Raw genomic sequence first — 25,176 nt, 5'->3', positions numbered from 1 at the left:
GGCGGCGCCGGGAGAGGGGATGGGATATCGACGATGAGGCACAGGAAGCGGACGCTGAAACTCAACCGGAAGCCGGCCCACCTGCGGGCGATGCTCTCGAACGCGGTCTGCAGTCTCCTCACGGTCGAGCGGATCCAGACGACCGAGGGGAAGGCGAAGGCGGTCTGCCGGCTCGCCGAGCGGATGGTGACGCTCGGGAAGCGCGGCGACCTTCACAGCCGGCGCTTGGCGATGCGCATCCTCGGCGACGGGCCGGCGGCGGCGAAGCTGTTCAAGGAGCTCGGGCCGCGCTACGCCGCGCGCGCCGGCGGGTACACCCGGGTGATCAAGACCGGGTACCGGCGCGGCGACGGCGCCCCGATGGCGGTCTGCGAGCTCGTGGACACCACGCGCCCGGTGAAGGTCAAGAAGGCGAAGAAGGAAGAAGAGAAGAAGAGGAAGGCCAGGGCGTGATCCCCCGCGCCCGCCGACGTTCGTGCGGGCGCTTCGCCACGGGGGGAAGGATATGGGCCGGACGCTCAGCCACCTGGGCTGCGACGGGCGGGCCCCGATGATCGGCATGGGCGGCACGCCGGATGCGGGCCGGGAGACGGTCGCCCGCGGCGCGGCCGCGACCCTCTCCCCCGCCGCGCGCGGCCGCGGCCCCGCGGGCGACGTCTTCGACGCGGCGCGCATCGCCGGCATCCCCGCCGCCGTGCGCCTGAACCAGCCGATCCCCCTCCGCCTCCCTTCGCGATCGCGCACGCCGCGGTCGACATCTCCCCGCGGCGGGGCAGAGAGGCGCCCGGGAGGCGATCGGGGCGACGGGGCGCGGAACGGAACGACGGGGGCCATGCGACGAGACGACCGCGGGGCGTTCACAAGGCCCCGGCGCCTTCTCCCGTCCGACATTGTTCGTCGAAAGCTATGGTCAACATCGCGATAAACAGGGCGGTGCATCTGGCGCGGCGCGACGCCCACTACCGGTGCTGCATCCGGCTCCTCGAGCAGCGTTTCGAGGAGACCCCGCTGGTGAAGAGACGCAGACGCCTCGAGGGGATCCTCCACCATATCGCCGAGGCGATCCGGGAGGCGACGTGCGCCCTCCGGGGGAGCCGCGGCTGGCGCGACGAGCGGATATTCCTGAAGTACCTTCTCCTGGTCTGCGACGGGGTGAGGGCGGCGCTGGTGATGCTGGAGCACGAGGCCCTCCTCAGGGAGGAGAAGGGCTTCCTCAAGCGGCTCCTCGGCGGCGGCGCCGCGATCCTCGTGACGTTCGAGGAGCGAAGCCGGAGCATGGAACAGGAGATACTGGACCACGTGGCGCAGCTCGTCCTCTACGCCAGTTCGACCTACAGCGCGCTCAAGAAGGCCAACCACGATTCGCTCCGGGGCGCCGACCGGGAGCGGTACCGCATCGCCTACGAGGCGGTGTTGCCGGAGAGCCGCTGACCCCGTCGCCCGGGACGGCGCGCACCAGCGCGGGGTGTGCGGCGGCGTGTCGCAATGCGGGAGGGGATCGAGACGGATGGGCAGGAAGAAGACGGCGGAACAGCTGGTGCGGGAGATCGTCAGGCGCGACGACCGGTACGCCTTCGACGCCTACCAGTTCGTGATGGAGGCGCTCGACTACACGTACCGGATGCTCGGCGAGAGGAGGCACGTGAGCGGGCGGGAGCTGCTCGAGGGGGCGCGCCGGCACGCGATCGAGCGCTACGGCCCGATGGCGAGGACCGTTCTCGAGCATTGGGGGGTGCGCCGGTGCGAGGATATCGGCGAGGCGGTGTTCAACCTCGTCAACGGCGGCCTCCTCAACAAGACCGAACAGGACAACCTCGACGATTTCCGGGGCGGCTACGACTTCAAGGAGGCGTTCGACCGCATCTTCGACGACTAGCGCGAAGAGCCGGTTGTTTCACCCCGGGGGGGCACGGAACGAAACGGAGGGGGAGGGGAGAGGCCCTCCGGCGGGGTCGTCTCCCCGCGGACTCCGCGGCGGGGCATCACACAGGGGGATGCAATGGACAGGGAAAAGGAGAAGGTGCACGAGGCGCGCTTCCTCTCGCTGCTGATGGGCATACACGGCTCCGCGTGGGTGGCGCTGGGCAAGGTGGCGAACCCGGTCTCGGGGAAGACCGAGAAGGACCTCGAGGCCGCGCGGGGCAGCATCGACCTGCTCGAGACCCTGCAGGCGAAGACGAAGGGGAACCTGACGAGGCAGGAGGAGCGGGTGCTCGCCAACGCCCTGAGCACTCTCCAGCTCAACTTTGTCGACGAGGCCGCCAAGGAGCCGAATGACGCCGCGGGGAGGCGGGATGCCGCTCCCGCGTCCGCGGCGGGGGGGGCGGAGGAGGCCCCCTCCCCCGCGCGGGGCGAAACGAAGGGGGAGCCGGGGAAGGCGTCTGGGGAGGACCCTGCGGCGGGCGCGGACTGATGGCCAGGAACCCGCAGGAGTGGCACAGCATCAAACGGGCCAGGCGGTGCGCCTGCTGCGCCCGGGAGTTCGCGGACGGGGATCGGTACGAAACCTTCCTCTTCGCCGTCGACGGGTCGTATCAGCGCGAGGATTATTGCGCGGCCTGCCGGGCGGCGCTCGACAGTTCCGCGGGGCCGGATCGCGCGGCGGAGGCCCTCTCATCCTGGAAGGGGCGCTTCAAACCGGAGCCGCCGAAAGAGAAGGAGGAGCCGATCGCCCGGAGCACGGTCGAGCGGCTCCTCAGGAAGTACCTCGATTCAGGCGAGCCCGCGCACGTGAACTTCTCGTACATCCTCGCCCTGATGCTTGAACGGAAGCGGAAGCTCCTGCCGCGCGACAGGATCGTCGAGCCGGGAAGCGGGCGCCGGCTCGTCGTCTACGAGTTCGCGGGGAGCGGGGAGACGCTGCTGGTCGAGGACCCCGGGCTCGCCGTCGGGCAGGCGAGGGAGGTGCAGAAGCAGGTGCGCGAGCTCCTCTCCCTCGAGGGCGTGCACTGACCGCGGGGCACGGCGGCCGCCGCGGGTGAGTCCGGATGAGCGCGGGAGGGCTCCGCGCGGCGCCGCGGCGAGGGGAGGGCGGGCGGCGGATGTACACCAACTTCTACAACCTCAAGGAGCGGCCGTTCAACCTCACCCCCGACTCCCATTTCCTCTACCTGAGTCCGTTGCACCGCGAGGCGATGGGGCACCTCCTCTACGGCATACGGGAGCGCAAAGGATTCATCCTCGTGAGCGGGGAGGTCGGCACCGGCAAGACCACGCTCTGCAGGGCGCTCATCGCGGAGATCGAGAAGGAGGCGGAGGTCGGGTTCATCATCAACAGCTTCCTCTCCGCCGAGGAGCTGCTCAAGAACATCAACGAGGATCTCTCCTGCCACCGCGGGGCGTCAACCCGGAAGGGGCTCGTCGACGAGCTCAACCGGTACCTCCTCTCGCAGCATGAGGCGGGGCGCAGCGTCGTCGTGCTGATCGACGAGTGCCAGAACCTCGCTCTCCCCGTGCTCGAGCAGCTCCGGATGCTCTCCAACCTCGAGACGGAAAAGGAGAAGCTGCTCCAGATCGTCCTGGTGGGACAGCCGGAGCTGCGGGATATGCTCGCGATCCCCGCGCTCAGGCAGCTCGCCCAGAGAATCGCCGTCACCTGCCATCTGAATCCGCTGACACCGGCGGAGACGGCGCGCTACATCCGGTACCGGCTCGCGGTTGCCGCCGGAGACGGGCCGCCCGCCATCCGCATCACCGACGCCGCCATGCGGAGGTTCTACCGCTACTCGGGAGGGATCCCCCGCAGGATCAACGTCGTCTGCGACCGGGCGCTGCTCGTGGGGTTCGTGGCCGGAAGGAGGAAGATCACGGGCCGGATCGCGCGGCGCGCGATCGAGGAGCTCCGGGCCCACCCGGGCCCTCGAGGCGCGGCCGCCCGGCGCCGCTGGATGCCGGCGCTGCCGGCGGGGGCCGCGGCGGCCGCCGTCGCGGCCGCCCTGGTGTACGCGACGCGGCCCGCCCCGCCGCCCCTCCCGGGTCCGCCCGCGGGGGGAGCGGGGGATGCAAAGGCTCCTCTCGCCGAAGCGGCGGCGGAGGCCGGGGGAAACGGGGCGGACGCGGAGGGGCTCCTCGGCACCGTCCTGGGGCCGGTCGCGGAGCGGCTCGACGAGGAGGCGGCGCCGGGTGCGCCCCCGACGCCCGTTGTTTCGCCGCTGGAGGCGCCGGCGCCGGACGACACGGCGCCGCTGGAGGAGGCGCAACCGCAGGCCGCCTCCGCTCCCATCGCCGTTCCCGTGAACCCCGAGGCGGAAGCCGCGGCGCGGCTTGCCGCCCTGTGGGGGCGCGGGGACACTGAACCGCCCGAGTTCGGCGAGAAGCGGGATCTTCACCGCCTCGCCGGATGCTTCGGGATGCAGGCGGTCGCGTGCTGGGGGGGGGTCGATTTCATCCGCCGGATGGACCTCCCCTGCATCCTGTTCCTGCGCGCGCCGCGGGGCGGGCGCCTCGCGGCCGTGCTCTCGGGCGTCAGGGGGGAGCGGGCGGCGCTCCGCATGCAGGGCGGAGAGACGCGGCTGCTCGCCGAGCAGGAGCTCGAGGAGGCGCTCTGCGGGCGGGCGGTCTATTTCTATCCCGCCGGGGTGACCCTCCCCGGTCTCTGCGCGCCGGGGATGCGCGGGCCGGCGGTAGGCGAACTGCAGCGGTCCCTCGCGGCGGCCGGGTTCCCGCCAGACGGGGAGGAGGGCGGCTACGGAGCCAAGACGACCGCCGCCGTGAAGCGGTTCCAGGAGGACCGCGGCCTCCCCGCGGACGGGGTGGCGGGCGCCGCGGAGTGGATGCTGCTCAGGAGCGCGGAGGCAGGCAGGGAGGTGCCGCGGCTCTTCGCCGGCGCCGCGGAGGGGAGGGGCGGATGAGCACGATCCTGAAGGCGCTGAAGAAGGCGGAGAACGGGAGGGCCAAGACGATCCTCCAGGAGCGGCTCGTCGCCGAGGAGCCGCCCGCCGCTTCCGCGCGCCGCCGCGCGGCGATCGCCCTCGCCGCCCTGCTCCTCGCCGCGGCGGTCGTCGCGGCGGCGATGCGGCTCCGCCCGCCCCGCTTCGCGGCGGATGCGCCGGCGCGCCCCGCGGCGCCGCACGGGGCGCGTTCCTTTCCGCCGCGCGCCGCATCGAACACAGCGGCGGCGAGCATCCCGTCCCTCCGCCTCTCGGGGGTGATCTGGGACGAGGAGAGTCCCCTCGCCATCGTGAACGGAAGGCCCGTCGCCGTCGGCGAGGAGCTGTCGGGGATACAGGTGGTGGGGATCAGCGTGGACGGCGCGACGTTCAGGCGCGGCGCGGAGGAGTTCACGCTCACGGTCGAGGAGTGACGGGGGGCGCGGGACACGGGATGCGGGCGAGGGCGGTGCGATGCGCGGGAAGATGAAATCGCGGGTCCGAAGGTGCGGTCTCCTCGCCGCCGCGCTCCTGGCCGCATCGGGCGGCTATGCCCGGGAGCGCTCCGCGATCGACGCGGAGCATGCCCTGCGCGCCGCCATCGACCTGACGGGGCGCGGGATGCGCCTCCTCGAACGGGGCGACGCGCGGAGCGCCGCGATGGAGTTCGAGAAGATCCTGCTCCTCGATCCGGCCAATAGCGCGGCGGCGGCGCTTCTCGCCGGGTGCGCGGAGGCCGTCTCCTGCCCCCCGGAAGAGGGGACCGCCGGCAGCCCCGAGGGGATCCGCTGACAAGGGGACGATTGTTTCTGCGGCGGGCCTGGAACCGGCGATGCGGGATACGGATAGGGGATGCGCGATCCGGGAGACGGGATCTGTGACGCCATCCGTGCTACACTGGTGCCGCCGATGAAGAGCCGCCCGTTCCGACACCTTGTCGCCGCCTGCCTGGCCGCCTGGTCCGCCGCGACGCCGGCGGCGGGAGAGCCGCCCGAGGCCGCGCAGAACGCGGAGTTCTACATCCGGCTCGGCAACACCTTCATCGACGGGGGGCAGTACGAGCAGGCGCTCTCGATGTACACCAGGGCGGTGGCGCTCTCCCCGGAGATAGAACTCCGGGAGAGCATCGCCCGCGCGCACGTCGGCCTCGCGGCGCTGCTGCTCCGCAACGGGGACCCCCGCGGGGCCGCGGAACAATACGAGAAGGCGCGGGCGCTCGACCCGAAACTCCAGATCTCGGGCCGGCTCGCGGAGGCGCACCGCCTCCATGCGGAGCGTGCGCTCCGAAACGGGGATGCGCCGGGCGCGCTCGCCGCGGCGGAGAAGGCGCTCGCGATCGATCCGGATGACGCGCGCGCCCGCCTGGTCAAGGGCGACGCCATGCTCGGCAAGGGGGATCTCGAGGGCGCCCTCGCCCAGTTCCAGGAGCTCCTCAGGATTGCTCCCGACAACCTCGACGCGGCGATGAAGGCGGGCCTCCTGAACGAGAAACTCGGGAGGAATCGAGCCGCCGTCCGGATCTACTCCGGCATCCTGGAGCGGAATCCCAGCTACATCCCGGCGTACCTCGCCCTCGGAGAACTCCAGGAACGGCTGGGGAACCTCGCCGCGGCCGCGGAGGTCTACCGCCGCGGCATCGAGAAGGCCCCCGCGGACGTGTCGCTCCGCGTCAACCTCGCCTGGGTCCGCATCGAGGCCAAGGAGTACCTCGCCGCCTACCGGGAGTGCCGCGCGGCCCTCGATCTCGACCCGGAAAACGCGGCCGCGTACAACTACCTCGGCCTCGTCTTCATGCACATCCAGCGCTACCAGGAGGCGTTGGAGGCGTTCGGCACGGCGCTCTCGAAGGATCCGGGATACCGGGCGGCGAGGATGAATCTGGCGTTCCTGCACGGCGTGATGGGGAACAGCGAGGAGGCGGTCAGGGAGTACAAGGGACTGATCGACAAGGATCCGCAGAACGCCGAGGCGCACTTCAACCTCGGCATCAACTACAAGAAGCAGGGCCGTTTCGTCCTCGCCGCCTACCACCTCCAGCGGGCGGCCGAGCTCTACGGCACGGATACCCCCCTCGGCCGCCGCGCCCTCGGCCATATCGAGGAAAAGAAATAGGGCGGCCCTGCGGCCGCCCCGCGTGTGCACCGTCGCGCCGCGAATCGGTCAGTCCGCGCCCCCCCCCATCCCGGACCGCTCGCCGCCGGACCTGTCGTCCCTGCCTTTCTTGAAGTCGGGGCGGGAAGGCCGGTCGGGCTTGAACGCTTCCGCCGCCGGCTTCTGCGAGCTCACGGAGCATTTGCCGACGATGTTGACCCCCTCGGCGATGGTCAGGCGGGCGGCCTGGATGTCGCCGAGCATCTTCGCGGTCGCCCGGAGTTCGATCTTGTCCTCGCAGGTGACGTTCCCCTCGATCTTCCCCTCGACGATCACGTTCCCCACGTGGACCTCGGCCTTCACGAGGCCGGTCTTGCCGACGAAGAGCGTTCCGTTGGAGTCGATCTCCCCCTCGAAGTTCCCGTCGATCCGCAAAGAGTCCTTGAACTTCATCGACCCCTTGAACTCGGCGTCCGGGCTGATGACGGTCTCCTTGAGCTCGCTGTGGGCGATCGGCTGCTGCAGCTTGTCCTGAATGGCCATCTTCTGTCCCTCCTCCCTGCCGGGGTAGTTGGGGATGCCCTGGCCCGCACCGTCCGCGCCGAGCCTCCTCAGGATATTGCTCATTCATCTCCTCCCCCGCGGCTCTCGGTATCCGCGGACACATCGCGTCCAACCCGTAGGCGCGATTACACCAGTTTCATACGCCGATGTCAAGCGGAATACCGCCGCGGGCGGGGCGTGGGGGGCCGTCGCGCCGGCCGCGTCGGGCGCACGGGGAGGGGGCGCCCGCGGGGCGGGGGCAAGGGGCTTGCCATCCGTTTCGACGCGGTATATACTGTACCCTCGTACCGTGGGTGGGAATGCGGGGACCCGGGTGTCTCCAGGGTCCTTTTTTCCATCTTTCGAGGAGGAGGGACGGGGTGAAGGCGCTGATCATGGCTGCGGGGTACGCGACGCGGCTCTACCCGCTCACCAAAGACCGCGCCAAACCGCTCCTCCCGATCGCCGGGAGGCCGATCATCGACTACATCGTCGACGCGCTCGACAAGGTGGAGGAGATAGACCGGATCCTCGTGGTGACCAACCGCCGGTTCGCCCCGTCGTTCCGGGAATGGGCTGAGAAGAGGCGCAGCCGCGCCCCGGTCGCCGTCATCGACGACGGGACGGTCTCCGACGCGGACAAGCTCGGGGCCATCGGCGACATCCGGTTCGTGATCGAGAAGGAGAGGATCGACGACGACCTGTTCGTCGTTCTCGGCGACAACCTCTTCGACCTCGACCTGGGAAGACTCATCCCGTTCTTCAGGGAGAAGGGGATCACCGTCGCCGCCTACGACGTCGGCGACCGGGAGGCGGCGCGGCTCTACGGCATCCTCCGGGTCGACGCGGCGCACCGCGTCGTGAACTTCGTGGAGAAGCCCGCCGACCCGCCCACGACGCTCGCCGCGATCGGGATGTACCTGTACCCGCGCCGGAAGCTCCCGCTCTTCGAGACGTACGCGCGGGAGGGGAACAAGATGGACGCGCCGGGTCTCTTCGTCAAGTGGCTCTGCCCCCGCGAGGAGGTTTATGCCTACGTCTTCCGGGGGATCTGGTATGATATCGGGGATCTGGAGATGTACCGGAGGGCCGACGCGCTCTACACGGCAACGAGGCGCGCCGAAACGGACTGACGGCACGCGGCAGGGACGCACAGAAAGGGAGGACGCAATGGCATCGCGGTATCTGTTCACCTCTGAATCGGTCACGATGGGCCACCCCGACAAGGTCGCGGACCAGATCAGCGACGCGATCGTCGACGCCGTCTACGAGAAGGATCCCCACGGCAGGGTGGCCTGCGAGACGATGCTCACCACCGGCCTCGTGGTGATCGCGGGCGAGATCACCACCAAAGCCGAGATCGACTACCAGGGGGTCGCCCGCAGGACGATCCGCGAGATCGGCTACACGACTGGCGACATCGGCTTCGACGCCGAGAGCTGCGGCATCCTCGTCTCCGTGCACAAGCAGTCCCCCGACATCTCGCAGGGCGTCACGGCGGGGCAGGGGCTGCACAAGGCGGCGGGGGCGGGGGACCAGGGGCTGATGTTCGGCTACGCATGCCGCGAGACGAAGGAGTTGATGCCGCTCCCGATCCACCTCGCGCACCGGCTCGTCGAGCGCCTCTCGTACGCCCGCGAGAAGGGGCTCATTTCGTGGCTCCGTCCGGACGGGAAGTCGCAGGTCACGGTGGAGTACGACGGCGGGAAACCGGTCCGCGTCCACACGGTCGTCGTCTCGACGCAGCACGCGGACGGGATCCCGTACGCGAAGATCCGCAGCGAGATCATCAAGAAGGTCATCCTGCCGATCATCCCGAAGCGGCTGCTCGACGCCAAGACGATCTACCACGTCAACCCGACCGGGCGTTTCGTGGTCGGGGGGCCCGCCGGCGACACCGGCGTGACCGGCCGCAAGATCATCGTCGACACCTACGGGGGCCGCGGCCGGCACGGCGGCGGCGCCTTCTCCGGGAAGGATCCGTCGAAGGTGGACCGGAGCGCGAGCTACATGGCGCGCTACGTGGCCAAGAACGTCGTCGCGGCCGGCCTCGCCGACCGCTGCGAGGTGCAGCTCTCCTACGCCATCGGCGTGGCGGATCCGCTCTCGATACACGTGGACACGGAGGGGACGGGGAGGATACCCGACGAGAAGATCGCCGGCCTCATCCGGAAGCTGTTCCCCCTGACCCCCGCGGGGATGATCGCCCATCTGAAGCTGCGCCGTCCGATCTACCGCGAGACGGCGCGGAACGGGCACTTCGGCCGCTTGCTTCCGAGCTTCACCTGGGAGAAGACCGACAAGGCGGAGGCGCTGCGGAAGGCCGCGGGGCTCTAGGCCGACGGGGGACAAGAACAGGGAGTGACGATGAGCGCACAGGGATACGACGTGAAGGACCTCGGTCTTGCGGCCGGGGGGACGAAGAGGATCGAGTGGGCGGACGCGGAGATGCCGGTGCTCCGCCTTGTCCGCGAGCGGTTCACGCGCGAGAAGCCGCTGAAGGGGTTGCGGATGTCCGCGTGCCTGCACGTGACGGCGGAGACGGCGAATCTGGCGCGGACGCTCCAGGCGGGCGGGGCGGACCTGCTGCTCTGCGCCTCGAATCCTTTGAGCACGCAGGACGACGTCGCCGCGAGCCTCGTGAAGCAGTACGGCATCAAGGTCCAGGCGATCAAGGGGGAGGACCGCAAGACCTACTACGCGCACATCCACGCCGCGATACGGCACTCCCCGCGCATCACGATGGACGACGGGGCCGACCTCGTCTCCGCGATCCTCTCCGAGCACCCCGAGATGGCGAAGCAGATCATGGGGAGCATGGAGGAGACGACGACCGGGGTCATTCGGCTCCGGGCGATGGAGAAGGACGGGGCGCTCAGGTTCCCGGTCATCGCGGTGAACGACGCGGCCACCAAGCATATGTTCGACAACCGCTACGGCACCGGGCAGTCGACGGTGGACGGCATCATCCGCGCCACCGACATCCTCCTCGCGGGGAGCACCGTGGTCGTGGCCGGGTACGGCTGGTGCGGCCGCGGCTTCGCCTCACGCTGCCGCGGGATGGGCGCGAACGTCATCGTCACCGAGGTCGACCCGATCCGGGCCCTCGAGGCGCTGATGGACGGCTACCGCGTGATGCCGATGGCGCAGGCGGCCCGCGTCGGGGACCTGTTCTGCACGCTGACCGGCGACATCCATGTCATCCGCCCCGCGCACTTCAAGGCGATGAAGAACGGGGCGATCGTCGCCAACTCGGGCCACTTCAACGTGGAGATCGACATAGAGGGGCTGCAGAAGATCGCGAAGAAGGTGAACCGCGGGGTGCGGAACTTCGTGGACGAGTACGTCCTGCCGAACGGCCGGAAAATCTACATCCTGGCCGAGGGGCGGCTCATCAACCTCGCCGCCGCCGAGGGGCACCCGGCCTCGGTGATGGACATGAGCTTCGCGGTCCAGGCCCTCAGCACCGAGTACTGCGTGAAGCGCCACCGGAGCCTCGTGGCGAAGGTCTACACCGTTCCCGCGGAGATCGACGACTGGGTCGCCCGCCTGAAGCTGAAGGCGATGGGCGTTTCGATGGACCGGCTCACCCCCGAGCAGAAGAAGTACCTCGCCTCGTGGGAGATGGGGACCTGACGCGGGGGCTCCCGGGGAGGCGCGCGGGAGCCATGAACGGCATCGGCACGCGGTCCGTGTGCGTCGCCTTCTGGCGGGGCCTCCTCGGCCTCCTGTTGCCGGCCCGGTGCGCCCTCTGCGAGGCGGCGCTCGCCCCCGCGGAACCGGGCGGCCTCTGCGGCCCCTGCCGCGGACGGCTTCCCGCGATACGCCAGCCGTACTGCCCCCGGTGCGGGACACAGGTGTACGGCGCCGTTCCGGTCCCGTTCGACACCCTCTGCGGCGGCTGCAGGGTCCGATCGCCGCGGTTCGGCACCTGCCGTTCCGCGGGGCGGTACGAGGGCCCGCTGCGGGAGTGCGTGCACCTGCTGAAGTTCCGGGACCGGCGGGACCTCGCGGAGCCGCTGGGGGCGTTCATGGCGGAGTCGTTCGCCCGCGAGTGCCCGGGGGCGTCGTACGACGCGCTCGTCCCCGTGCCGATCTCCCCGGAACGCCGCCGGGAGCGGGGCTTCAACCAGTCGCTTGACCTCGCCCTGGTGCTCGGCAGGTTCGCGGGGATCGCCGTGGAGAAGCGGGCCCTCGCGCGCAGGGGCGGACGGCCGTCGCAACGCGCCCTCTCGAAGGCGCAGCGGCGGCAGAACGTGCGCGGGGAGTTCGCCGTTTCGGACGCCCGCCTCGTGGCGGGCCGCCGGCTGCTGCTCGTCGATGATGTGTACACGACCGGGGCGACCGCGGCCGAGTGCGTTTCGACGCTCCTCGCCGCGGGGGCCGCGGGGGTGGATGTCTACACGCTCGCGCGCGGGGAGTGAGGGGGACGGCCGCGGACCCGCTCCCCGTCCGACAGTCCGCTTCACGGGGGTGTGGCCGATGCCGAGATCCGCGTCTCTCGCCGCCGTGGCGGCGCTCCTCACGGCCGCGACGGCCGCGGGGCCGGCGGGGGGGGCCGACGTCGCCGCGATCTGGGGCTTTGACTGGCGCCCGCGCGACCGGGCGGAGTCGGCCCGCGAGGTCGCCCGGTTCCGGGTCGAGGCGCAGCCGGTCGCCGGGGCGCCGATCCGGAGGCCCGAGGGGGAGTTCGGCGCGGCGCGCCGCAGCGGGATCTCCTACCACAAGGGGGTGGACTACCTCGCCCCGCCCGGGACCCCGGTGCGGGCGGCCGCCGCGGGGTTCATCTGCTACAACGAGATGAACGGCGGGCCCGACAGCGGCTACGGCTACACCGTGCTGATCGACCACGCGAACAACTTCTACACGCTCTATGCCCACCTCGACGGGCCGTCGCCGCTGCCGGTCGGGCGCCGGGTGGCGGCGGGGGAGCGGTTCGCGGCGGTCGGGCGGAGCGGCAACGCGATGCGGATACCGAAAGAGTTCCAATACCAGCTCCATTTTGAGATACTGCATGCGCCGTCGGGGCTCATCGACCTCGGGGGGCTTCGGATCATCGGCCTCTTCAGCCCCCACCTGATCACGACGCTGCGGCAGCTCGGCGAGGCGGTCTACGGGAGCTACCTGGGGGGGGTGCTGAACCCCGAGGAGTTCGGAGGGGATCGATGCGCGCCTTGATCGCCGCGGCGCTGGCCGCGGGGTTCTGCGTTTCCGTCGCGGGGTGCGGGACCGCGTCCCGGTACGAATACCGCGACTACGGCGGCGGGAGCGTCGACGAGAAGAACGCCGAGAAGGCCGACAGGATCGGCCGCACCTTCAAGAGGATCTCCCCGATGGCGGGCAGGCTCCGGTGATTCTGCGCCGGGCCCGGCCGATCGGGGGGCGGGGCTGCATATGAAAGACAGGAACGCGCTGAAACGCCTTCTCCTGGGGCTCGGCTTCGACTGCCGGGACGGCCTTTGGCGCGTCACGCGCGGGAAGAACTTCCGCCTCTACGGCGGCTCCGAGGAGACGCACGGGGAGATGCAGGAGAAGGCGATCAAGCTGAACGAGCAGCTCGAGAAGAGGAAGAAGACGCTCGACACGGTCTCGATCGACGAGCTGGCGGAGATCGCCCGCACACTGGACCTGTTCAAGGAGCGGTGAGGGGCGGCCGATGCGGGAGACGCTGAGGAGCTGGCTCAGGGAGCTCGGCGAGGACCCCGACCGCGAGGGGCTCCGACAGACCCCCGAGCGTCTCCGGCAGGCCTGGTCGTTCCTCACCGGCGGCTACCGCGAGGATATCGCCGCCATCCTCTCCGCGGAGATCAGCACCGACATCTGCGACGAGATGGTGCTCTTGAAGGGGGTCGAGCTGCTGAGCATCTGCGAACACCATCTGCTCCCGTTCTACGGCTGCTGCCACATCGCCTACCTTCCCGACCGGAAGATGCTCGGCCTCGGGCGGATCGCGCGCCTCGTCGACGCGTTCGCGCGCCGTCTCCAGATACAGGAGCGGCTCACGACCCAGATCGCGGACGCCATCCAGGAACACCTCCGGCCGAAGGGGGTGGCGGTGGTGATCGAGGCGCGCCACCTGTGCATGGTGCTCCACGGCGCCGAGAAGGGGCACTCGCGGGCGGTCACCTCCGCGATGCGGGGCTGCTTCCGCACGCGGCAGGAGACGCGGATGGAGTTTCTGAACCTCATCGGACATTCCGAGCCCCGTTGACATGGCCCGTGCGATGGCGAACCGCTGGCGGCGATACGCCGTGGTGATGATCACCTGCGACAAGACCGGCGAGGCGCGGCGGATCGCGCGCCGTCTCGTGCAGGCGCGTCTCGCGGCCTGCGCCAGCGTGTACCCGAAGGGCGAATCGATCTACCGCTGGAGGGGCGTTGTGGAGCGCGCCCGCGAGCATCTGGTGCTCGCCAAGGCGCGTCTCGACGCGCTCCCGCGCCTGGTGGAGGAGGTCAAGAGGATCCACAGTTACGAGGTGCCCGAGATCGCCGCGTTCCCCCTCGTCGGGGGAAGCGGGGAGTATCTGGAATGGCTCACGGAGGAGTTATGCGCGAAAAAGTCGAGAAGGTGATCAGGGAGGAGATCGCGCCGATGCTCGGCGCCCACGGCGGAAGCGTGGCGCTGGTCGAGGTGACGGCGGAGGGCGTGGTTCGGGTGCGGCTCGCCGGCGCCTGCGCCGGCTGCCCCGGGGCGAGGATGACGCTGTCGAACGTCGTGGAGTCCGCCTTGCGGAACCGGGTTCCCGAGATCAAGGGGATCGAGGCGGTGGACTGACGCGCCCCCGGGGCACCCCGGGGGTAGAGGGAATCCCGGAGGCGGAGATGGCGGATACGCTCGCGGCGATGGTGCGGTCCCGCCTTGACGACAAGACCCGCCCCCCCACGCTCGCGCTCCGCGACGTCGCGGCGATCGCCGCCGCGACGGGTGCGACACGGCGGGAGGTGGAGATCTCCGCGCTCGCAGGCGGCGCGGTTCCCCGCAGGTACCTCCGCCTCGTCGGCACCCTCGGCGTGGAGGGGCTGCTCGCCCTGCGCCGGGCGCGCGTGGCGGTCGTGGGGGCGGGGGGGCTGGGAGGCGCGGTCGTCGAGCACCTCGCCCGTTTCGGCGTCGGGGAGCTCGTGGTGGCGGACGCGGACCTCTTCTCCGAGGACAACCTCAATCGCCAGCTTCTCTGCGACGAGGGGAACATCGGGGAGGGCAAGGCCGCCGCGGCGGCGCGGCGGGCGGGGTGCGTCAACTCAGCCGTCGAAATCCTTCCCCACCGCCTGTTCGTGGACGACACCAACGCCGACGCGCTGTTCGCCGGCTGCCGCCTCGTCGTGGACGCCCTCGACGAGATCCCCTCGCGCCTCGTCCTCCAGCGCGCCGCCGCGCGTTGCGGGATCCCGTTCATCCACGGCGCCGTCGCGGGGTGGATCGGCGAACTGATGACGGTCTTCCCCGGGGACCCGGGCCTGGAGGCGCTCTACGGGGGGGAGGGACCGGCGTCGAGGAAGGGGATCGAGGTGGAGCTCGGCGTTTCGACCCCGACCCCCGCCGCGGTCGCGGCGATGCAGGCGGCCGAAGCGGTGAAGATCATCGCCGGGATCGGGGAACCGGTGCGGAACAGGGTCCTCTTCATCGATCTCGCCGCGGGGACGACCTGTTCCGTTCCGCTCGGTCCCGGGGGAGGCGCGGGGTGACGGCCCCGGCGGTTCCGCGGCAGCCCTGACCGTACAACAAGCGGCGCCGCCCCCCCGCGGGAGCGGCGCCCGTGTCGAAATCCTCAGCCCATCGCTCAGCCGGCGACAACCTGGAATGAGCTGCACTCCGCCAGGTTGAGCTGCCAGAGGTACTCCACGAAGAGGAAGGTCTCGCCGCACTCGTCGTTCGTGCAGCGCTTCCAGATGAACTTGCGGTTGCCCTCGACCTTCTCATCCTCTACCGCAAGCTCGCTGAAGCAGTACTCGCAAATCTCTTTCATGGCCAACCTCCAACCCGAAAGATTGTTAAGCAAGATAGATGCCAAGCTCTGATGGCAAATGTTAAGACATAACATATTGAACTCCAATGGATTAAGAATAGAGCCAAAAGATTGACAAAAATATTGCATTCAAAATAGCGCAATATACGATGAGATACTCGGTAAAACATACAATTCTTGCGTGCTTTCTGATGCGCACATGCAGCCGGAAGGAGCGGGCCCGAGCCGTTGCGATGCGGGGTCACCTGGGGGGCATGGGGTCGAAGATGTGCCGGGCGGCGGCGGTTTTGGCGCGGGGCGGGCGGGGGGGCGCCTACCTGCGTCCCGGTTTCTTCAGATACTTGACCATCGTCAGCACGGTCCCGACGCGCGGGCTCGTGTCGTACCAGACCAGGTCCATCGACTGCCGGATGAAATAGACGCCGAGCCCGCCGGGCTTGACGTCGTGCAGGTCCCGGGAACGGATGCGCGCCGGGTGGACCTTCTTGCCGAAATCCTTGATGGTGATCTCGAGCCGGTCGGCGCGCTCCCGGAGGATGAGCACGATCTTCTTGTCGAGGTTGCCGCCGTACCCGTGCTTGATGACGTTGGTGCACGCCTCGTCGACAGCGTGGACGATCTCGCTCCGCGCCTTCGCCGGGAACCTCATCTCGTAGGCGATCTCGTCGAGAAGGGAGCGCACCGCCCTGAGGTAGCGTGGATTGCTGGGGATGATCACCGTGATGCTGTCGGAAGCCGCGCGCGTGCCCGCCATGTCGTCACCCCATTCGCAGTGCCAGTGCCGTGAGATCGTCGTACTGAGGTACGCCGCGCGAGAACGTCTCGACCCGCCGCATCACGCGCCGCACCGCCGCCTCCGGCCCCGCCGCGGGACCGCCGAGGATGTTTTTGAGCCGCGCAATGCCGAACTCGCGCCCCTTCCTGTCCCGCGCCTCGATGATCCCGTCGGTGTAGAGGAACAGCAGGTCCCCCCTGCCGAGCGCGACGGTGTGCATCGGGTAGCGCACGCCGGCGGAGATGCCGAGCGGCATCCCCGACGGCCCCTCGAGGAGCTCCGTCCCGCCCCCGCTCCTCCTCCAGAGCATCGGCAGGTGGCCCGCGCTGCTGAAGGAGAGGAGACGCGCCGCGGCGTCCACGATCGCGTAGACGAGCGTGACGAACATCCCGCTGGTGCCGTGCACGAGCAGCCCGTCGTTCAACCGGCCGAGCACGGCGTCCGTCCCGTCGGCGGCCGAAGCCCTGAAGCGGAACTCGCTGAGCACCTGCACCATGTACAGCGCGGCCGGGACCCCTTTCCCCGAGACGTCCCCGACCACGACGCCCAGCCGCCGGGGGCCAAGCTCCACGACATCGTAGAAATCCCCCCCCGTCTCCCAGGCGGGGACGGTCCTGGCGTAGACGCGCGCCCCCGCGGGTTTCGGGAACGAGGAGGGGAGGAAGTTGCGCTGGATCTGGTTGGCGATCTTGAGCTCCTGCTCGACCCGCTGCTTCTCGAGCAGCCGCTCGTGCATCCGGGCGCTCTCGATGGCGACGGCGGCCTGGCTCGCGAAGGCGAGGAAGAGCGACAGGTCGTCGGGGGTGAAGCCGCCGGGGCTCTTGGAGTTTATCGCCTCGAGCACCCCGAGCAATTTCCCCTGGCCGCGCAACGGGACACAGAGGATCGAGCGGGTCCGGTGGTTGAGCGTTTTGTCGGGGGCCCCGTAGAAACGGGCGTCCCGGGCCGCGTCCGGGACGAGGAGCGGCTCGCCGTGCGCCGCCACCCATCCGGCGATGCCCTGGCCGATCTTCAGACGAAACCGCTCCTTCAGCCGCGACCCCTTCTCGCCCAGCGCGACGCGGTAGAGGAGCTCGTCGCCCCGCTCGTCGAGGAGCATCAGCGACCCGCTCTCGGCGTTCAGCACCTGCTTGATGATCTCCATGATCATCGTGAGCAGCGTGTCGAGGTCGAGCGTGGAGTTGATGATCTTGCTGATCTCGACCAGCGCGGACAGGTTCGCGACCCGCTGGTTCGAGATCCGGAGCTGCTCCTGGAGCGCCCCGAGCTCGGCGATCCGGTCCTTCAGGGGAGGGGTGTCAGCGTCCATCCGTCGGTTTCTCCGCCGCGCGGCCGAGCAGTTCGTGCAGCACCGCCGGTCTCTCCTTGCCCTTGACGGTCGCCTCGCCGAGGAGGCGCGTCTCGACGAGCCCCTCGACCCTGCGGCGGGTCGACTCGGTGACGATGATGTCGACGCCGTAGGCGCGCGTGAGCGCCTCGACGCGCGCGGCGAGGTTCACCTCGTCGCCGAGAACCGTGTAGTCCCAGAAGTCGTTCGACCCCATATTCCCGACGACCACCGTCCCGGTGTTGAGGCCGATCCCCATCGAGAACGAATCGGCGCCGCGCAGCCGCGCCTCCTCCCCCATCCGCCGCAGCTCGTCGCGCATCTCGAGCGCGGCACAAACCGCCCGGGCGGCGTGGTCCTCCTGCGGGAGCGGCGCCCCCCAGAACGCCATGATACCGTCCCCGATGTACTTGTCCAGCGTGCCGTCGTGCTTCCAGATGAGACGGGTCATCCGGTCGTGCAGCTCGTTCAGGCGCGGGGCGATCTCCTCCACCGCGCTCTTCTCGCAGAAGGCGCTGAACTGCTTGACATCGGCGAACATCACCGTGAGCTCGCGGCGCTCCCCGCCGAGCCGCAGCCCCCCGGGGTTCCGCAGAAGCTCCTCCATCACGTTCCGGGAGAGGTATTTCCCCAGCACCCCGCGGTAGAACCTGCGCTGGCGCTCCTCGGTCGCGTAGCGGAACGATGTGACGAGCGTGTAGACGAAGGCCACCGTCAGGACCCCGGGCACGACCGGCAGAATCACGGCGGCGGCGATGAAGACGGCGTAGGCGGCCGCGAGGTAGACCGCGAGGAAGAGCATGGAGAGCGCGAGGCTCGCGCCCGCCCTGAACGAGATCGAGACTACCGCCGCGAGCGCGGCGAGAAGGAGCAGCAGCGCCGCGGCGGCGCGCGGGGACGGGGCGGTCGGGAACGAGCGGGAGAGGATCGTCGCGATCGCGTTCGCGTAGACGGAGAGGAGGGGGCTTTCGGGCGCGAGCGGCGTCGGCTTCGAGTACGACTCGATCACCCCCGTGGCGGTGACGCCGACGAGGACGAGTTTCCCCTCGAAATCGGCCAGATCCACGGCCGCGGGGGCGCCCCTTGCGCGGAGGGCGTACGACTGGAGCACCTGGGAGAAGACGCTCCGCGAGAAGTCCTCCTCGCGGGCGGCGTAGTCGATCCGCATCGCCCCGGACCGGTCGATCGGGATCGACACCGGCGGTCCGCCGGGGGGGTCGAAGTCGATGCGCCCCCCGGGCGAGAAGCGCACCCGGGAGGGCTCGACGTTGAAGTAGCGGAGCGCCGCCATCAGGCAGAACGACGGGTAGACGCGGTCGCCGAAACGGAGGAGGAGCGGCACGCGCCGCATCACGCCGTCCTCCTCATCCCCCGGCGCGTTGGCGAAGCCGAGGGCGGCGCAGGCGGCGAGCGGTCGGATCGGGAGCATCGCCGCGGCGGCGCGGGGGAGGGAGGAGAGGGCGTCCCGGCCGGCGGGGATCGCGTTCCGGAGGAGGGGGTCGCCGTCTCCGCCCTCCGTTGTCTCGAAGTCGAAGTAGTAGGGGTAGACGACGTCCCCGAGCCGGCGGGTCGCCTCGGCGAGGTCCGTCTCGTCGCCGGCGTCCTGCCCGCTCGCGGGGAGGAAGAGGACGTTGTAGGCGACCAGCGCGGGGAGCTTTTCGGAGAGGGCCTCCAGCAGGAGGGCGTGCCAGCGCCAGGCGATCGGCCAGCGGCCGCCGAGGGCGGCGAGGGTCTGGTCGTCGATCCCGACGAGGGCGATGGACCGGTTCGGGCGGGGGCCCCGCAACCGGTACCGCCAGGCGAAGCGGGAGTCGACGGTCTTGGCCTCGTAGATCCTGAAGAAGGCGGTCCTGGAGAGGAGCGCGACCAGGGCGAGGCTGAGCAGCACCGTGAGGAAGGCGACCTGCCGGGTTTTCATGGGCGGTATCCCCGTGTATCTTACATCGGGCCCCGGCCGCCGCGCAACCCCGGAGAGGCGCGCGGGGGGGAGCGGCGGCGCCGCGGCGGCGGCCGCGTTCAGGATTCGATATGAACAGTCCCTGCGCGTATGCCGCGAAACTGGACGCGCACGCGGCGGTGTGGTAGGTTGAAACGATGACCGCGGGACGGGCGGTGAGGGGCGCGATGCGGCGGCTGTGCGCCGCGACTGTCGCCGGGGCGCTGGCTGCGGCGGCGCAGGCCGCTCCCCGCGCGCCGGACGGCGTCTCCCTCGTCAAGATCCACCGGCAGGCGGAGCGCCTGAATCCCCCCTCCGCCGCGTGGGTCCCCGCGGCCGCGGGGACGTCGCTCGCGGCCGCCGACTCGCTCCGGACGCTCAACAACTCCTACGCCGACCTCCAGCTCGATCCCCCCAACCGTTTCCGTCTCAAGGAGAATTCGGTGCTGAAGGTGGAGCGCCTCTTCGGGGAGTCGCGGGACCCGGACGGCTCGGTGGTGCGCCTGACGGACCTCGGGCTCCTGAAGGGCGAAATCATCGCCCGCCTCGACAAGCTGCCCGCCGGCGCGCGGCTCACCCTGAGATCGCCGGTCGCCGTCGCCGCGGTCCGCGGGACCGGATTCGCCATGTCGGTCGCGGCGGACGGGGAGACGACCGGCGTCGCCGTCGCCGACGGGAGCGTGCGCGTCGAGGCGCTCGGGGAGCCGGACAAGCACGTGACGGTTTTCCCCGACCGGCGCACGACGGTTGCCCCGTGGGCGCGCGCGATTCTGCGCGCCAAGGGGACGGGGCTCCCCCCCCGCCGCCTCCTCCTCAAGCGCCTCGGCGACCCGGCCGTCCCGCTGAAGGACGCCAAGGGGCTTCTCGACCGGCTCTCCCGTCCGTCGGCCGATCTCACGGGCCTCGCGCTTTCCGGGAAGGGCCGCGCCGCGGCCCCGGCCGGCATCGCCGATCCGGCGGAGGCCGAGGGGTGGGCGAGGGCGGAGGCGCGGCGCCGGGCGCAGAGGGAACTCGCCGGCAAGCTCGAAACGCTGATGCTCTCCGGGAACGAGACGGTCGGCGACCTGATGGAGAGGGACCCGAAGATCTCCCGCCGCCTCCTCGACGCGGCGCTCGACGCCCCCGTCTCGGCGGAGGACTACTCGGCGGCGGAGCGGGCGGCGTCGGTGTGCCTGGAGTTTCCGCTCGACGCGGTGCCCAGGATCACCGGGAGGGATCTGGCGCAGGCGTGGAGAGGGATCGCGCCGCTGCCGCAGGCCGACTACGCCGCCCTGTTCGGGGGGTTCATCCGCCTCGCCGCGGAGCGGGCGGCGGCGGTGGACGCCTACCGGCGGCTGGCGGAGAAGATCCACGGCACCGTGGTGACCTCGTCCACCACCCTGCGGGATTTCGCGGTCGCCGACGACCGGGTCGACATCGCCGTGAACGGCCTGGTGCAGGGCGCGGAGGAGGTGGCGAAGACGTACTACTCCGACGGCTCGATCGACGTGACGCTCGAGATCGGGGGCGCAACGCTGAAGGAGGGGCTCGCCTCGATCCCGGGGCTTTCCCTCGGCGCGCAGTACCTGGCCTCACCCGCCGCGCTCGACGCGGACGACTGTATCCGGCTCCTCGGCCTCGGCGGGATCTGAGAACCCGCCTGTCTGCCGCGCGGAGAAGACGATGCTCCTCTTCAAGCTCCTCGTGCTCGCGCACCTCGTCGCCGATTTCCCGCTCCAGTCCGCCCGCGTCTACCGGATGAAACTGACGCGCCTTGCGGGCCAGCTCCCGCACGCGGGCATCGCCTTGGCGACGACGGTGTGTGTCTGCTACCCGCTCGCGGGGGACTGGTCGTTCTGGGCGTTCGCCGCCGCGGTCGCGTCGCTCCATCTTCTGATCGACGCCTTGAAGGTGGATCTCTCCGCGCGCGGCGTCTTGGGGGGAGGCCTCTGGGCTTTTTGCGCCGATCAGGCGCTGCACCTCGCGACGCTCGCGACGGTCTTCCTCACCCCGCTCCCGGATTCCCCGGCGCTCCGGGGAACTCTCCCCGCCCGGCTCGACGAGGCGGGGATCCTGACCCCCGCGATCCTGTTCGTGGCGGCGACCTTCGGCGGCGTGTACCTGCTGAGCGCGGCGCGTCGGACGCTGTTCGAGACGTGCGCCGAAACGCCCCCGCCGGGGGGCGCCGAGAAGTACTACGGCGCGGCCGAGCGGGGCGCGCTCTTTTTGGCGATGGCGGCGGGCGGATGGTGGCTCGTTCTCGTCCCGCTCGTGCTGCTCCTCCGCATCCCGGCCGCGAACCGCGCCGCGAAGCGCTTCCGCCCGGAGCCGTTCCTCACGTCGTCCCGCAACGCCGCGGGCAATCTCCTGCTCGCCGCCGCGTGCGCCGCCGCGGCCGTCCTTGCCTCCCGCGCCTGAGACAGAGCGCGCACCGCTCGTCGCTGCACCAGCCGCACGAGAAGCAGTCCGCGCACGGGTGCTTCTTCGGGGCGGCGGGGTCCGCGTCGGGGAGATACACGAGGCCGGGCACGCCGCGCAGTCGTATGAACGCCATTCGCGGCTCCTCAGGAGGCGCCCGCGCAGCGCGCGGCGAACGCGTCCGGGACGCGCGCGATACGGCCGGCCCGGTAGTCGAAGAAGACGATGCCGGTCCTGGCGCGGGCGATCTCCCTGCCCGAGAGGCGGTTGGAGAGACGATAGACGAAGGCGGCGCCGCACCGCGAAAGGTCCGTCACCGCGACCTCGACCGTCAGGGGGTCGCCCCAGAAGCCCTGCGCGGCGTACACGACGGCGGCATCGGTCATCAGGATGCCCGGCCCGCCGATCCGTGCCTCCGTGAAGCCGTGGTGCCGGAGGAACCGGACGCGGGCCTCGTGGACGATGGAAAGGACCGCGTCGTTGCCCAGGTGGCCGCCGTAGTTGAGGTCGGCGACACGCACCGGGATCTCCGTGGAGAACGGAAACGCTTTCGGGAGCGCGATCTTGAGGCGCGGCATACAGGCAGTATAGCACGGGGGCGGGCGTGGGTACAGCGGCGGACGCGGCCCGCCTGAACCGCGCCGCGGCGGCGCCTTTCGTTGCGCGCCTGGACGGCACTGTGGTACCATACCTGCCGTCGCCGGCCCCGGGCGCAGGTTCGGGGCCCGGCTTCAGGATCCGGGAAGGGAGCTTCGCCCCGCGGATCGGCGGGGCGGGCGGGGGTGTGCCGTTATGAAGGTCCTCGTCACCGGCGGTGCGGGGTTCATCGGGTCTCATCTGGTCGACCGGCTGCTCGAGCGCGGCGACGAGGTGGTCTGCCTCGACGACTTCAACGACTCGTACGATCCCGCCGTGAAGCGGGAGAATATCGCTTCGGCCCTCAAGAACCCGTCGTACGCGCTCGTCGAGGGAGACATCAGGGACAGGAAGGTCCTCCGCGGCATCGCCGCGCGCCACAGGTTCAAGGTGATTGTCCACCTGGCCGCCCGCGCGGGGGTGCGCGCCTCCCTCAAAAACCCCCTCCTCTACGAGGAGGTGAACTGCTGCGGCACGCTCAACCTTCTCGAGTTCGCGCGCGAGCACGCGGTGGGGCGCTTCGTCTTCGGCTCCTCCTCTTCGGTCTACGGGGCGCGCAGCGAGGTGCCGTTCTCGGAACACGACTGCGCCGACCGCCCCATCTCCCCGTACGCGGCCACCAAGAGGGCCTGCGAGCTCCTCTGCCACGTCTGGCACCACCTCCACGGCCTCAGCGCCACCTGCCTCCGATTCTTCACTGTCTACGGGCCCCGGCAGCGGCCGGAGATGGCGATCCACCGTTTCACGCGCAGGATACTGCGCGGGGAACCGATCGAGGTCTACGGCGACGGGACAAGCCGCCGCGACTACACCTACGTCGACGACATCCTGGACGGCCTGGTGCGGGCCGTCGACACTCCGTTCCCGTTCGAGGTCATCAACCTCGGCGAGTCGAGGACCGTGGAGCTCAGGGCGCTCATCGCGGCGATCGAGCGCGCCGTCGGGAAAAAGGCGGTCGTGAAATCGCTCCCCGATCAGCCGGGGGACGTCCCGGTGACCTGCGCGGATATCCGCAAGGCGGGCGAGCTCCTCGGCTACAGTCCCCGCGTCCGGGTCGAGGAGGGGGTGCAGCGGTTCGTCGACTGGTATCGGCGCGTCAATCCGTGAACGCCCCTCCGCGCGCACGAGCGGCAGCCTTATGACCATACCGCAGGCCGTCGTGATCGGGATCGTGCAGGGGGCCACCGAGTGGCTCCCGGTGTCGAGCACGGCGCATCTGGTGCTCGCCGAGCGCCTGCTCGGCGTGCGGTCCGAGGGGGTCGCCCTCGAGCTGGTGCTCCATCTGGGGACGCTCGCCGCGGCGGTTGTCTTCTATCGCGCGGCATGGAGACGCATCCTGCTCCACCCCGCCGAGCCCCGCGCGCGGCGGGACCTCGGCCTCCTCCTCGTCGCCACGCTCCCCGCCGCGGCGGTGGGGGTGCTCGCTCGCGGGTGGCTGGAGGCGCGTTTCCACGACCCGCGGATGGCCGCGGCGGGGCTCGTCGCGGGCGGCGTCTTCCTCGTCGCCGCGGGGCGCGCCCGTCCGGCAGACGCGGAGATCGGGTGGGGGAGGGCGCTCCTCATCGGGTGCGCGCAGGCCCTCGCCCTTCCCCCCGGCATCTCGAGATCGGGCATGACCGTGGGGGCGGGCCTTCTCGCCGGGGTCGGGCGGCGGCGGGCGGTGGAGTTTGCGTTCATGATGGCCGCCCCCGCGATGCTGGGCGCCGCCCTCATGCACCTGCCCGAGATCGGATCCGCGGCGGAGAATTTCGGCGTCGCGGCGCTCGCCGCCTCCGCGGCGGTCTCCTGCGCGAGCGGTCTTGTGGCGATCAGGGTCCTCAACGGCGCGGTCGAGAGGGGCGGGATCGCCTGGTTCGGCTGCTACTGCATCGCGCTCGGCGTGGCCTGGGCGCTCTGGGGATGAGTTCCTCCGACGGCGTCTTCCGGGAGATCGGAACGGCGGTCGCGGCGGAGGCCGTTCTGCGGCGGATGGGGATGGGGCCCTCCGCCGCGCGGGGGGCGCCGGCGCTCGCGGCGCTGGTCGCCCGGGGCATCGGGGAGGGGGAAGCGCTCGCCGCCCCCGCCGCGGTGCGGGCGACGTTCCGTATCAGGCGCAACGCCGGCGGGGTCGTCGAATTCAAGGAGACGCCGTTCGCCATCCGGAGCGCCCGGGTGGCGGAGCTGCTCGCCCCCTGCAGCTGCGCGACGTTCATCGGGGCGACCGTCGGTGCGGCACTCACGTCCGCCGCGGAGCGCCTGATGCGAGAGAAGAGGATGACCGAGGCGATGATCCTCGACGCCTACGGCTCGGAGGCGGTCGAGGCGGTCGTGGAGGCCGCGGCGGCTTCGCTGGGGCGGGAGGCGGCGAAGGAGGGGTTTGAGCTCACCCGGCGGTTCAGTCCCGGCTACGGCGATTGGGCGCTCGATGCGCAGCCGGGGGTGCTGGCGGCGCTCGGGGCGGAGCGGATCGGGATCTCGGCGGGCCGGGGGTGCATTTTGGTCCCGGAGAAGTCGGTGACGGCGGTCGTGGGCTGGGTGCCGCGCGGCGGGGGATAGAGATATCTCGTGCCACGGATGTGTGCGGATAGACACGGGTAACGACACTATCCGGAGGTCACAAGACAGAATCGATCCATGTTCATCCGTGTCAATCCGCGGCA

Annotated in this window: 31 protein-coding genes; 25 read left to right on the top strand and 6 right to left on the bottom strand. The window is 70.5% G+C overall.

Annotated elements, in window-relative coordinates; all coding sequences use genetic code 11:
• The first annotated feature begins 33 nt into the window (after positions 1-33).
• The 9 genes from rplQ (at position 34) to GXY35_01695 (ending at position 6,980) form a co-directional block, all read left to right on the top strand.
• Complete coding sequence (rplQ, locus tag GXY35_01735) at positions 34-453, top strand: 50S ribosomal protein L17 (GenBank protein NLW93321.1); 420 nt, start codon at positions 34-36, stop codon at positions 451-453.
• Between the two features lie 453 nt (positions 454-906).
• Complete coding sequence (locus GXY35_01730; protein NLW93320.1) at positions 907-1,431, top strand: hypothetical protein; 525 nt, start codon at positions 907-909, stop codon at positions 1,429-1,431.
• A gap of 76 nt (positions 1,432-1,507) precedes the next feature.
• Positions 1,508-1,876 (top strand): hypothetical protein, encoded by a 369-nt coding sequence (locus tag GXY35_01725; GenBank protein ID NLW93319.1) that lies wholly within the window; start codon positions 1,508-1,510, stop codon positions 1,874-1,876.
• A gap of 123 nt (positions 1,877-1,999) precedes the next feature.
• Positions 2,000-2,413: a DUF1844 domain-containing protein gene (locus tag GXY35_01720; GenBank protein ID NLW93318.1), complete on the top strand. Its 414-nt coding sequence runs from the start codon at positions 2,000-2,002 to the stop codon at positions 2,411-2,413.
• Entirely contained in the window at positions 2,413-2,952 is a 540-nt protein-coding gene (locus GXY35_01715; protein NLW93317.1) for a hypothetical protein, read from the top strand. Before GXY35_01720 ends, GXY35_01715 begins: the two co-directional genes overlap by 1 nt.
• An 89-nt stretch (positions 2,953-3,041) precedes the next feature.
• Positions 3,042-4,850, top strand: a complete 1,809-nt coding sequence (locus tag GXY35_01710; protein NLW93316.1) for an AAA family ATPase — start codon at positions 3,042-3,044, stop codon at positions 4,848-4,850.
• Entirely contained in the window at positions 4,847-5,302 is a 456-nt protein-coding gene (locus GXY35_01705) for a hypothetical protein (protein ID NLW93315.1), read from the top strand. The genes GXY35_01710 and GXY35_01705 overlap by 4 nt, the downstream gene beginning before the upstream one ends.
• Before the next feature lie 52 nt (positions 5,303-5,354).
• The gene (locus GXY35_01700) at positions 5,355-5,660 is read left to right on the top strand and encodes a hypothetical protein (GenBank protein ID NLW93314.1); all 306 of its coding nucleotides are present in this window, start codon (positions 5,355-5,357) and stop codon (positions 5,658-5,660) included.
• A gap of 60 nt (positions 5,661-5,720) precedes the next feature.
• Positions 5,721-6,980 carry a tetratricopeptide repeat protein gene (locus tag GXY35_01695; protein ID NLW93313.1) on the top strand — a complete coding sequence of 420 codons (1,260 nt, stop codon included), beginning with the start codon at positions 5,721-5,723 and terminating at the stop codon, positions 6,978-6,980.
• Positions 6,981-7,028: 48 nt separating this feature from the next.
• Here the strand turns inward: GXY35_01695 and GXY35_01690 are convergent, their stop codons facing one another.
• Positions 7,029-7,586, bottom strand: coding sequence for a polymer-forming cytoskeletal protein (locus GXY35_01690; protein NLW93312.1), 558 nt, complete (start codon positions 7,584-7,586; stop codon positions 7,029-7,031).
• Positions 7,587-7,891: 305 nt separating this feature from the next.
• On the opposite strand from GXY35_01690, the gene GXY35_01685 reads away from it, so the two are divergent.
• The 11 genes from GXY35_01685 to GXY35_01635 all read left to right on the top strand — a co-directional run bounded on the left by GXY35_01685 (position 7,892) and on the right by GXY35_01635 (position 15,185).
• The gene (locus GXY35_01685) at positions 7,892-8,635 is read left to right on the top strand and encodes a nucleotidyltransferase family protein (GenBank protein ID NLW93311.1); all 744 of its coding nucleotides are present in this window, start codon (positions 7,892-7,894) and stop codon (positions 8,633-8,635) included.
• 37 nt (positions 8,636-8,672) lie between these two features.
• Entirely contained in the window at positions 8,673-9,839 is a 1,167-nt protein-coding gene (locus GXY35_01680) for a methionine adenosyltransferase (GenBank protein ID NLW93310.1), read from the top strand.
• A gap of 30 nt (positions 9,840-9,869) precedes the next feature.
• Positions 9,870-11,138, top strand: a complete 1,269-nt coding sequence (locus tag GXY35_01675) for an adenosylhomocysteinase (GenBank protein ID NLW93309.1) — start codon at positions 9,870-9,872, stop codon at positions 11,136-11,138.
• A gap of 32 nt (positions 11,139-11,170) precedes the next feature.
• Positions 11,171-11,926, top strand: a complete 756-nt coding sequence (locus GXY35_01670) for a ComF family protein (GenBank protein ID NLW93308.1) — start codon at positions 11,171-11,173, stop codon at positions 11,924-11,926.
• 148 nt (positions 11,927-12,074) lie between these two features.
• Positions 12,075-12,680: a M23 family metallopeptidase gene (locus GXY35_01665; protein NLW93307.1), complete on the top strand. Its 606-nt coding sequence runs from the start codon at positions 12,075-12,077 to the stop codon at positions 12,678-12,680.
• Positions 12,668-12,856 carry a hypothetical protein gene (locus GXY35_01660; protein NLW93306.1) on the top strand — a complete coding sequence of 63 codons (189 nt, stop codon included), beginning with the start codon at positions 12,668-12,670 and terminating at the stop codon, positions 12,854-12,856. Before GXY35_01665 ends, GXY35_01660 begins: the two co-directional genes overlap by 13 nt.
• A 40-nt stretch (positions 12,857-12,896) precedes the next feature.
• Entirely contained in the window at positions 12,897-13,148 is a 252-nt protein-coding gene (locus GXY35_01655) for a hypothetical protein (GenBank protein ID NLW93305.1), read from the top strand.
• A 10-nt stretch (positions 13,149-13,158) separates the two neighbouring features.
• Positions 13,159-13,713, top strand: a complete 555-nt coding sequence (gene folE, locus GXY35_01650; GenBank protein NLW93304.1) for a GTP cyclohydrolase I FolE — start codon at positions 13,159-13,161, stop codon at positions 13,711-13,713.
• 46 nt (positions 13,714-13,759) lie between these two features.
• The gene (locus tag GXY35_01645; GenBank protein NLW93303.1) at positions 13,760-14,074 is read left to right on the top strand and encodes a divalent-cation tolerance protein CutA; all 315 of its coding nucleotides are present in this window, start codon (positions 13,760-13,762) and stop codon (positions 14,072-14,074) included.
• A complete protein-coding gene (locus GXY35_01640) occupies positions 14,050-14,277 on the top strand; it encodes a NifU family protein (protein NLW93302.1) in 228 nt (75 codons plus the stop codon). The genes GXY35_01645 and GXY35_01640 overlap by 25 nt, the downstream gene beginning before the upstream one ends.
• Positions 14,278-14,345: 68 nt before the next feature.
• A complete protein-coding gene (locus GXY35_01635; protein NLW93301.1) occupies positions 14,346-15,185 on the top strand; it encodes a HesA/MoeB/ThiF family protein in 840 nt (279 codons plus the stop codon).
• Positions 15,186-15,280: 95 nt separating this feature from the next.
• Here GXY35_01635 and GXY35_01630 read toward each other — a convergent pair whose 3' ends face one another.
• The 4 genes from GXY35_01630 to GXY35_01615 all read right to left on the bottom strand — a co-directional run bounded on the left by GXY35_01630 (position 15,281) and on the right by GXY35_01615 (position 19,486).
• Entirely contained in the window at positions 15,281-15,466 is a 186-nt protein-coding gene (locus GXY35_01630) for a hypothetical protein (protein NLW93300.1), read from the bottom strand.
• A gap of 313 nt (positions 15,467-15,779) precedes the next feature.
• On the bottom strand, positions 15,780-16,220 hold the full coding sequence (locus tag GXY35_01625) for an ATP-binding protein (protein ID NLW93299.1): 441 nt from the start codon (positions 16,218-16,220) through the stop codon (positions 15,780-15,782).
• A gap of 4 nt (positions 16,221-16,224) precedes the next feature.
• Positions 16,225-17,550 (bottom strand): SpoIIE family protein phosphatase, encoded by a 1,326-nt coding sequence (locus GXY35_01620; protein NLW93298.1) that lies wholly within the window; start codon positions 17,548-17,550, stop codon positions 16,225-16,227.
• On the bottom strand, positions 17,540-19,486 hold the full coding sequence (locus tag GXY35_01615) for an adenylate/guanylate cyclase domain-containing protein (protein ID NLW93297.1): 1,947 nt from the start codon (positions 19,484-19,486) through the stop codon (positions 17,540-17,542). The genes GXY35_01620 and GXY35_01615 overlap by 11 nt, the downstream gene beginning before the upstream one ends.
• 176 nt (positions 19,487-19,662) lie before the next feature.
• Here GXY35_01615 and GXY35_01610 point away from each other — a divergent pair, with 176 nt between their 5' ends.
• Positions 19,663-21,135 (top strand): FecR domain-containing protein, encoded by a 1,473-nt coding sequence (locus GXY35_01610; protein ID NLW93296.1) that lies wholly within the window; start codon positions 19,663-19,665, stop codon positions 21,133-21,135.
• A 31-nt stretch (positions 21,136-21,166) separates the two neighbouring features.
• On the top strand, positions 21,167-21,901 hold the full coding sequence (locus GXY35_01605; GenBank protein NLW93295.1) for a DUF3307 domain-containing protein: 735 nt from the start codon (positions 21,167-21,169) through the stop codon (positions 21,899-21,901).
• Positions 21,902-22,047: 146 nt separating this feature from the next.
• On the opposite strand, the gene GXY35_01600 is transcribed toward GXY35_01605, so the two are convergent.
• Entirely contained in the window at positions 22,048-22,479 is a 432-nt protein-coding gene (locus GXY35_01600) for a thioesterase (GenBank protein NLW93294.1), read from the bottom strand.
• 214 nt (positions 22,480-22,693) lie between these two features.
• On the opposite strand from GXY35_01600, the gene GXY35_01595 reads away from it, so the two are divergent.
• Genes GXY35_01595 through GXY35_01585 form a run of 3 tightly spaced genes read left to right on the top strand, consistent with a single transcriptional unit; the run spans position 22,694 to position 25,072 of the window.
• Positions 22,694-23,644 (top strand): NAD-dependent epimerase/dehydratase family protein, encoded by a 951-nt coding sequence (locus tag GXY35_01595; protein ID NLW93293.1) that lies wholly within the window; start codon positions 22,694-22,696, stop codon positions 23,642-23,644.
• Positions 23,645-23,675: 31 nt separating this feature from the next.
• The gene (locus tag GXY35_01590; GenBank protein ID NLW93292.1) at positions 23,676-24,440 is read left to right on the top strand and encodes an undecaprenyl-diphosphate phosphatase; all 765 of its coding nucleotides are present in this window, start codon (positions 23,676-23,678) and stop codon (positions 24,438-24,440) included.
• Positions 24,437-25,072 (top strand): hypothetical protein, encoded by a 636-nt coding sequence (locus GXY35_01585; GenBank protein NLW93291.1) that lies wholly within the window; start codon positions 24,437-24,439, stop codon positions 25,070-25,072. The genes GXY35_01590 and GXY35_01585 overlap by 4 nt, the downstream gene beginning before the upstream one ends.
• The last annotated feature ends 104 nt before the right edge of the window (positions 25,073-25,176 follow it).

This window comes from Chlamydiota bacterium (genome assembly GCA_012729785.1).
Lineage (GTDB): Bacteria > Auribacterota > Tritonobacteria > UBA1439 > UBA1439 > UBA1439.
The sequence above is the reverse complement of the archived record's forward strand: the minus strand, read 5'-3'. Positions and strand labels throughout refer to the sequence as shown.

What these genes read in the sequence shown, in the direction of transcription:
- rplQ (NLW93321.1), top strand. Translation starts at nt 34, where the DNA reads ATGAGGCACAGGAAGCGGACGCTGAAACTCAACCGGAAGCCGGCCCAC.
- GXY35_01730 (NLW93320.1), top strand. Translation starts at nt 907, where the DNA reads ATGGTCAACATCGCGATAAACAGGGCGGTGCATCTGGCGCGGCGCGAC.
- GXY35_01725 (NLW93319.1), top strand. Translation starts at nt 1,508, where the DNA reads ATGGGCAGGAAGAAGACGGCGGAACAGCTGGTGCGGGAGATCGTCAGG.
- GXY35_01720 (NLW93318.1), top strand. Translation starts at nt 2,000, where the DNA reads ATGGACAGGGAAAAGGAGAAGGTGCACGAGGCGCGCTTCCTCTCGCTG.
- GXY35_01715 (NLW93317.1), top strand. Translation starts at nt 2,413, where the DNA reads ATGGCCAGGAACCCGCAGGAGTGGCACAGCATCAAACGGGCCAGGCGG.
- GXY35_01710 (NLW93316.1), top strand. Translation starts at nt 3,042, where the DNA reads ATGTACACCAACTTCTACAACCTCAAGGAGCGGCCGTTCAACCTCACC.
- GXY35_01705 (NLW93315.1), top strand. Translation starts at nt 4,847, where the DNA reads ATGAGCACGATCCTGAAGGCGCTGAAGAAGGCGGAGAACGGGAGGGCC.
- GXY35_01700 (NLW93314.1), top strand. Translation starts at nt 5,355, where the DNA reads ATGAAATCGCGGGTCCGAAGGTGCGGTCTCCTCGCCGCCGCGCTCCTG.
- GXY35_01695 (NLW93313.1), top strand. Translation starts at nt 5,721, where the DNA reads ATGCGCGATCCGGGAGACGGGATCTGTGACGCCATCCGTGCTACACTG.
- GXY35_01690 (NLW93312.1), bottom strand. Translation starts at nt 7,586, where the DNA reads ATGAGCAATATCCTGAGGAGGCTCGGCGCGGACGGTGCGGGCCAGGGC.
- GXY35_01680 (NLW93310.1), top strand. Translation starts at nt 8,673, where the DNA reads ATGGCATCGCGGTATCTGTTCACCTCTGAATCGGTCACGATGGGCCAC.
- GXY35_01675 (NLW93309.1), top strand. Translation starts at nt 9,870, where the DNA reads ATGAGCGCACAGGGATACGACGTGAAGGACCTCGGTCTTGCGGCCGGG.
- GXY35_01670 (NLW93308.1), top strand. Translation starts at nt 11,171, where the DNA reads ATGAACGGCATCGGCACGCGGTCCGTGTGCGTCGCCTTCTGGCGGGGC.
- GXY35_01660 (NLW93306.1), top strand. Translation starts at nt 12,668, where the DNA reads ATGCGCGCCTTGATCGCCGCGGCGCTGGCCGCGGGGTTCTGCGTTTCC.
- GXY35_01655 (NLW93305.1), top strand. Translation starts at nt 12,897, where the DNA reads ATGAAAGACAGGAACGCGCTGAAACGCCTTCTCCTGGGGCTCGGCTTC.
- folE (NLW93304.1), top strand. Translation starts at nt 13,159, where the DNA reads ATGCGGGAGACGCTGAGGAGCTGGCTCAGGGAGCTCGGCGAGGACCCC.
- GXY35_01645 (NLW93303.1), top strand. Translation starts at nt 13,760, where the DNA reads ATGATCACCTGCGACAAGACCGGCGAGGCGCGGCGGATCGCGCGCCGT.
- GXY35_01640 (NLW93302.1), top strand. Translation starts at nt 14,050, where the DNA reads ATGCGCGAAAAAGTCGAGAAGGTGATCAGGGAGGAGATCGCGCCGATG.
- GXY35_01635 (NLW93301.1), top strand. Translation starts at nt 14,346, where the DNA reads ATGGTGCGGTCCCGCCTTGACGACAAGACCCGCCCCCCCACGCTCGCG.
- GXY35_01630 (NLW93300.1), bottom strand. Translation starts at nt 15,466, where the DNA reads ATGAAAGAGATTTGCGAGTACTGCTTCAGCGAGCTTGCGGTAGAGGAT.
- GXY35_01625 (NLW93299.1), bottom strand. Translation starts at nt 16,220, where the DNA reads ATGGCGGGCACGCGCGCGGCTTCCGACAGCATCACGGTGATCATCCCC.
- GXY35_01620 (NLW93298.1), bottom strand. Translation starts at nt 17,550, where the DNA reads ATGGACGCTGACACCCCTCCCCTGAAGGACCGGATCGCCGAGCTCGGG.
- GXY35_01615 (NLW93297.1), bottom strand. Translation starts at nt 19,486, where the DNA reads ATGAAAACCCGGCAGGTCGCCTTCCTCACGGTGCTGCTCAGCCTCGCC.
- GXY35_01610 (NLW93296.1), top strand. Translation starts at nt 19,663, where the DNA reads ATGACCGCGGGACGGGCGGTGAGGGGCGCGATGCGGCGGCTGTGCGCC.
- GXY35_01605 (NLW93295.1), top strand. Translation starts at nt 21,167, where the DNA reads ATGCTCCTCTTCAAGCTCCTCGTGCTCGCGCACCTCGTCGCCGATTTC.
- GXY35_01600 (NLW93294.1), bottom strand. Translation starts at nt 22,479, where the DNA reads ATGCCGCGCCTCAAGATCGCGCTCCCGAAAGCGTTTCCGTTCTCCACG.
- GXY35_01595 (NLW93293.1), top strand. Translation starts at nt 22,694, where the DNA reads ATGAAGGTCCTCGTCACCGGCGGTGCGGGGTTCATCGGGTCTCATCTG.
- GXY35_01590 (NLW93292.1), top strand. Translation starts at nt 23,676, where the DNA reads ATGACCATACCGCAGGCCGTCGTGATCGGGATCGTGCAGGGGGCCACC.
- GXY35_01585 (NLW93291.1), top strand. Translation starts at nt 24,437, where the DNA reads ATGAGTTCCTCCGACGGCGTCTTCCGGGAGATCGGAACGGCGGTCGCG.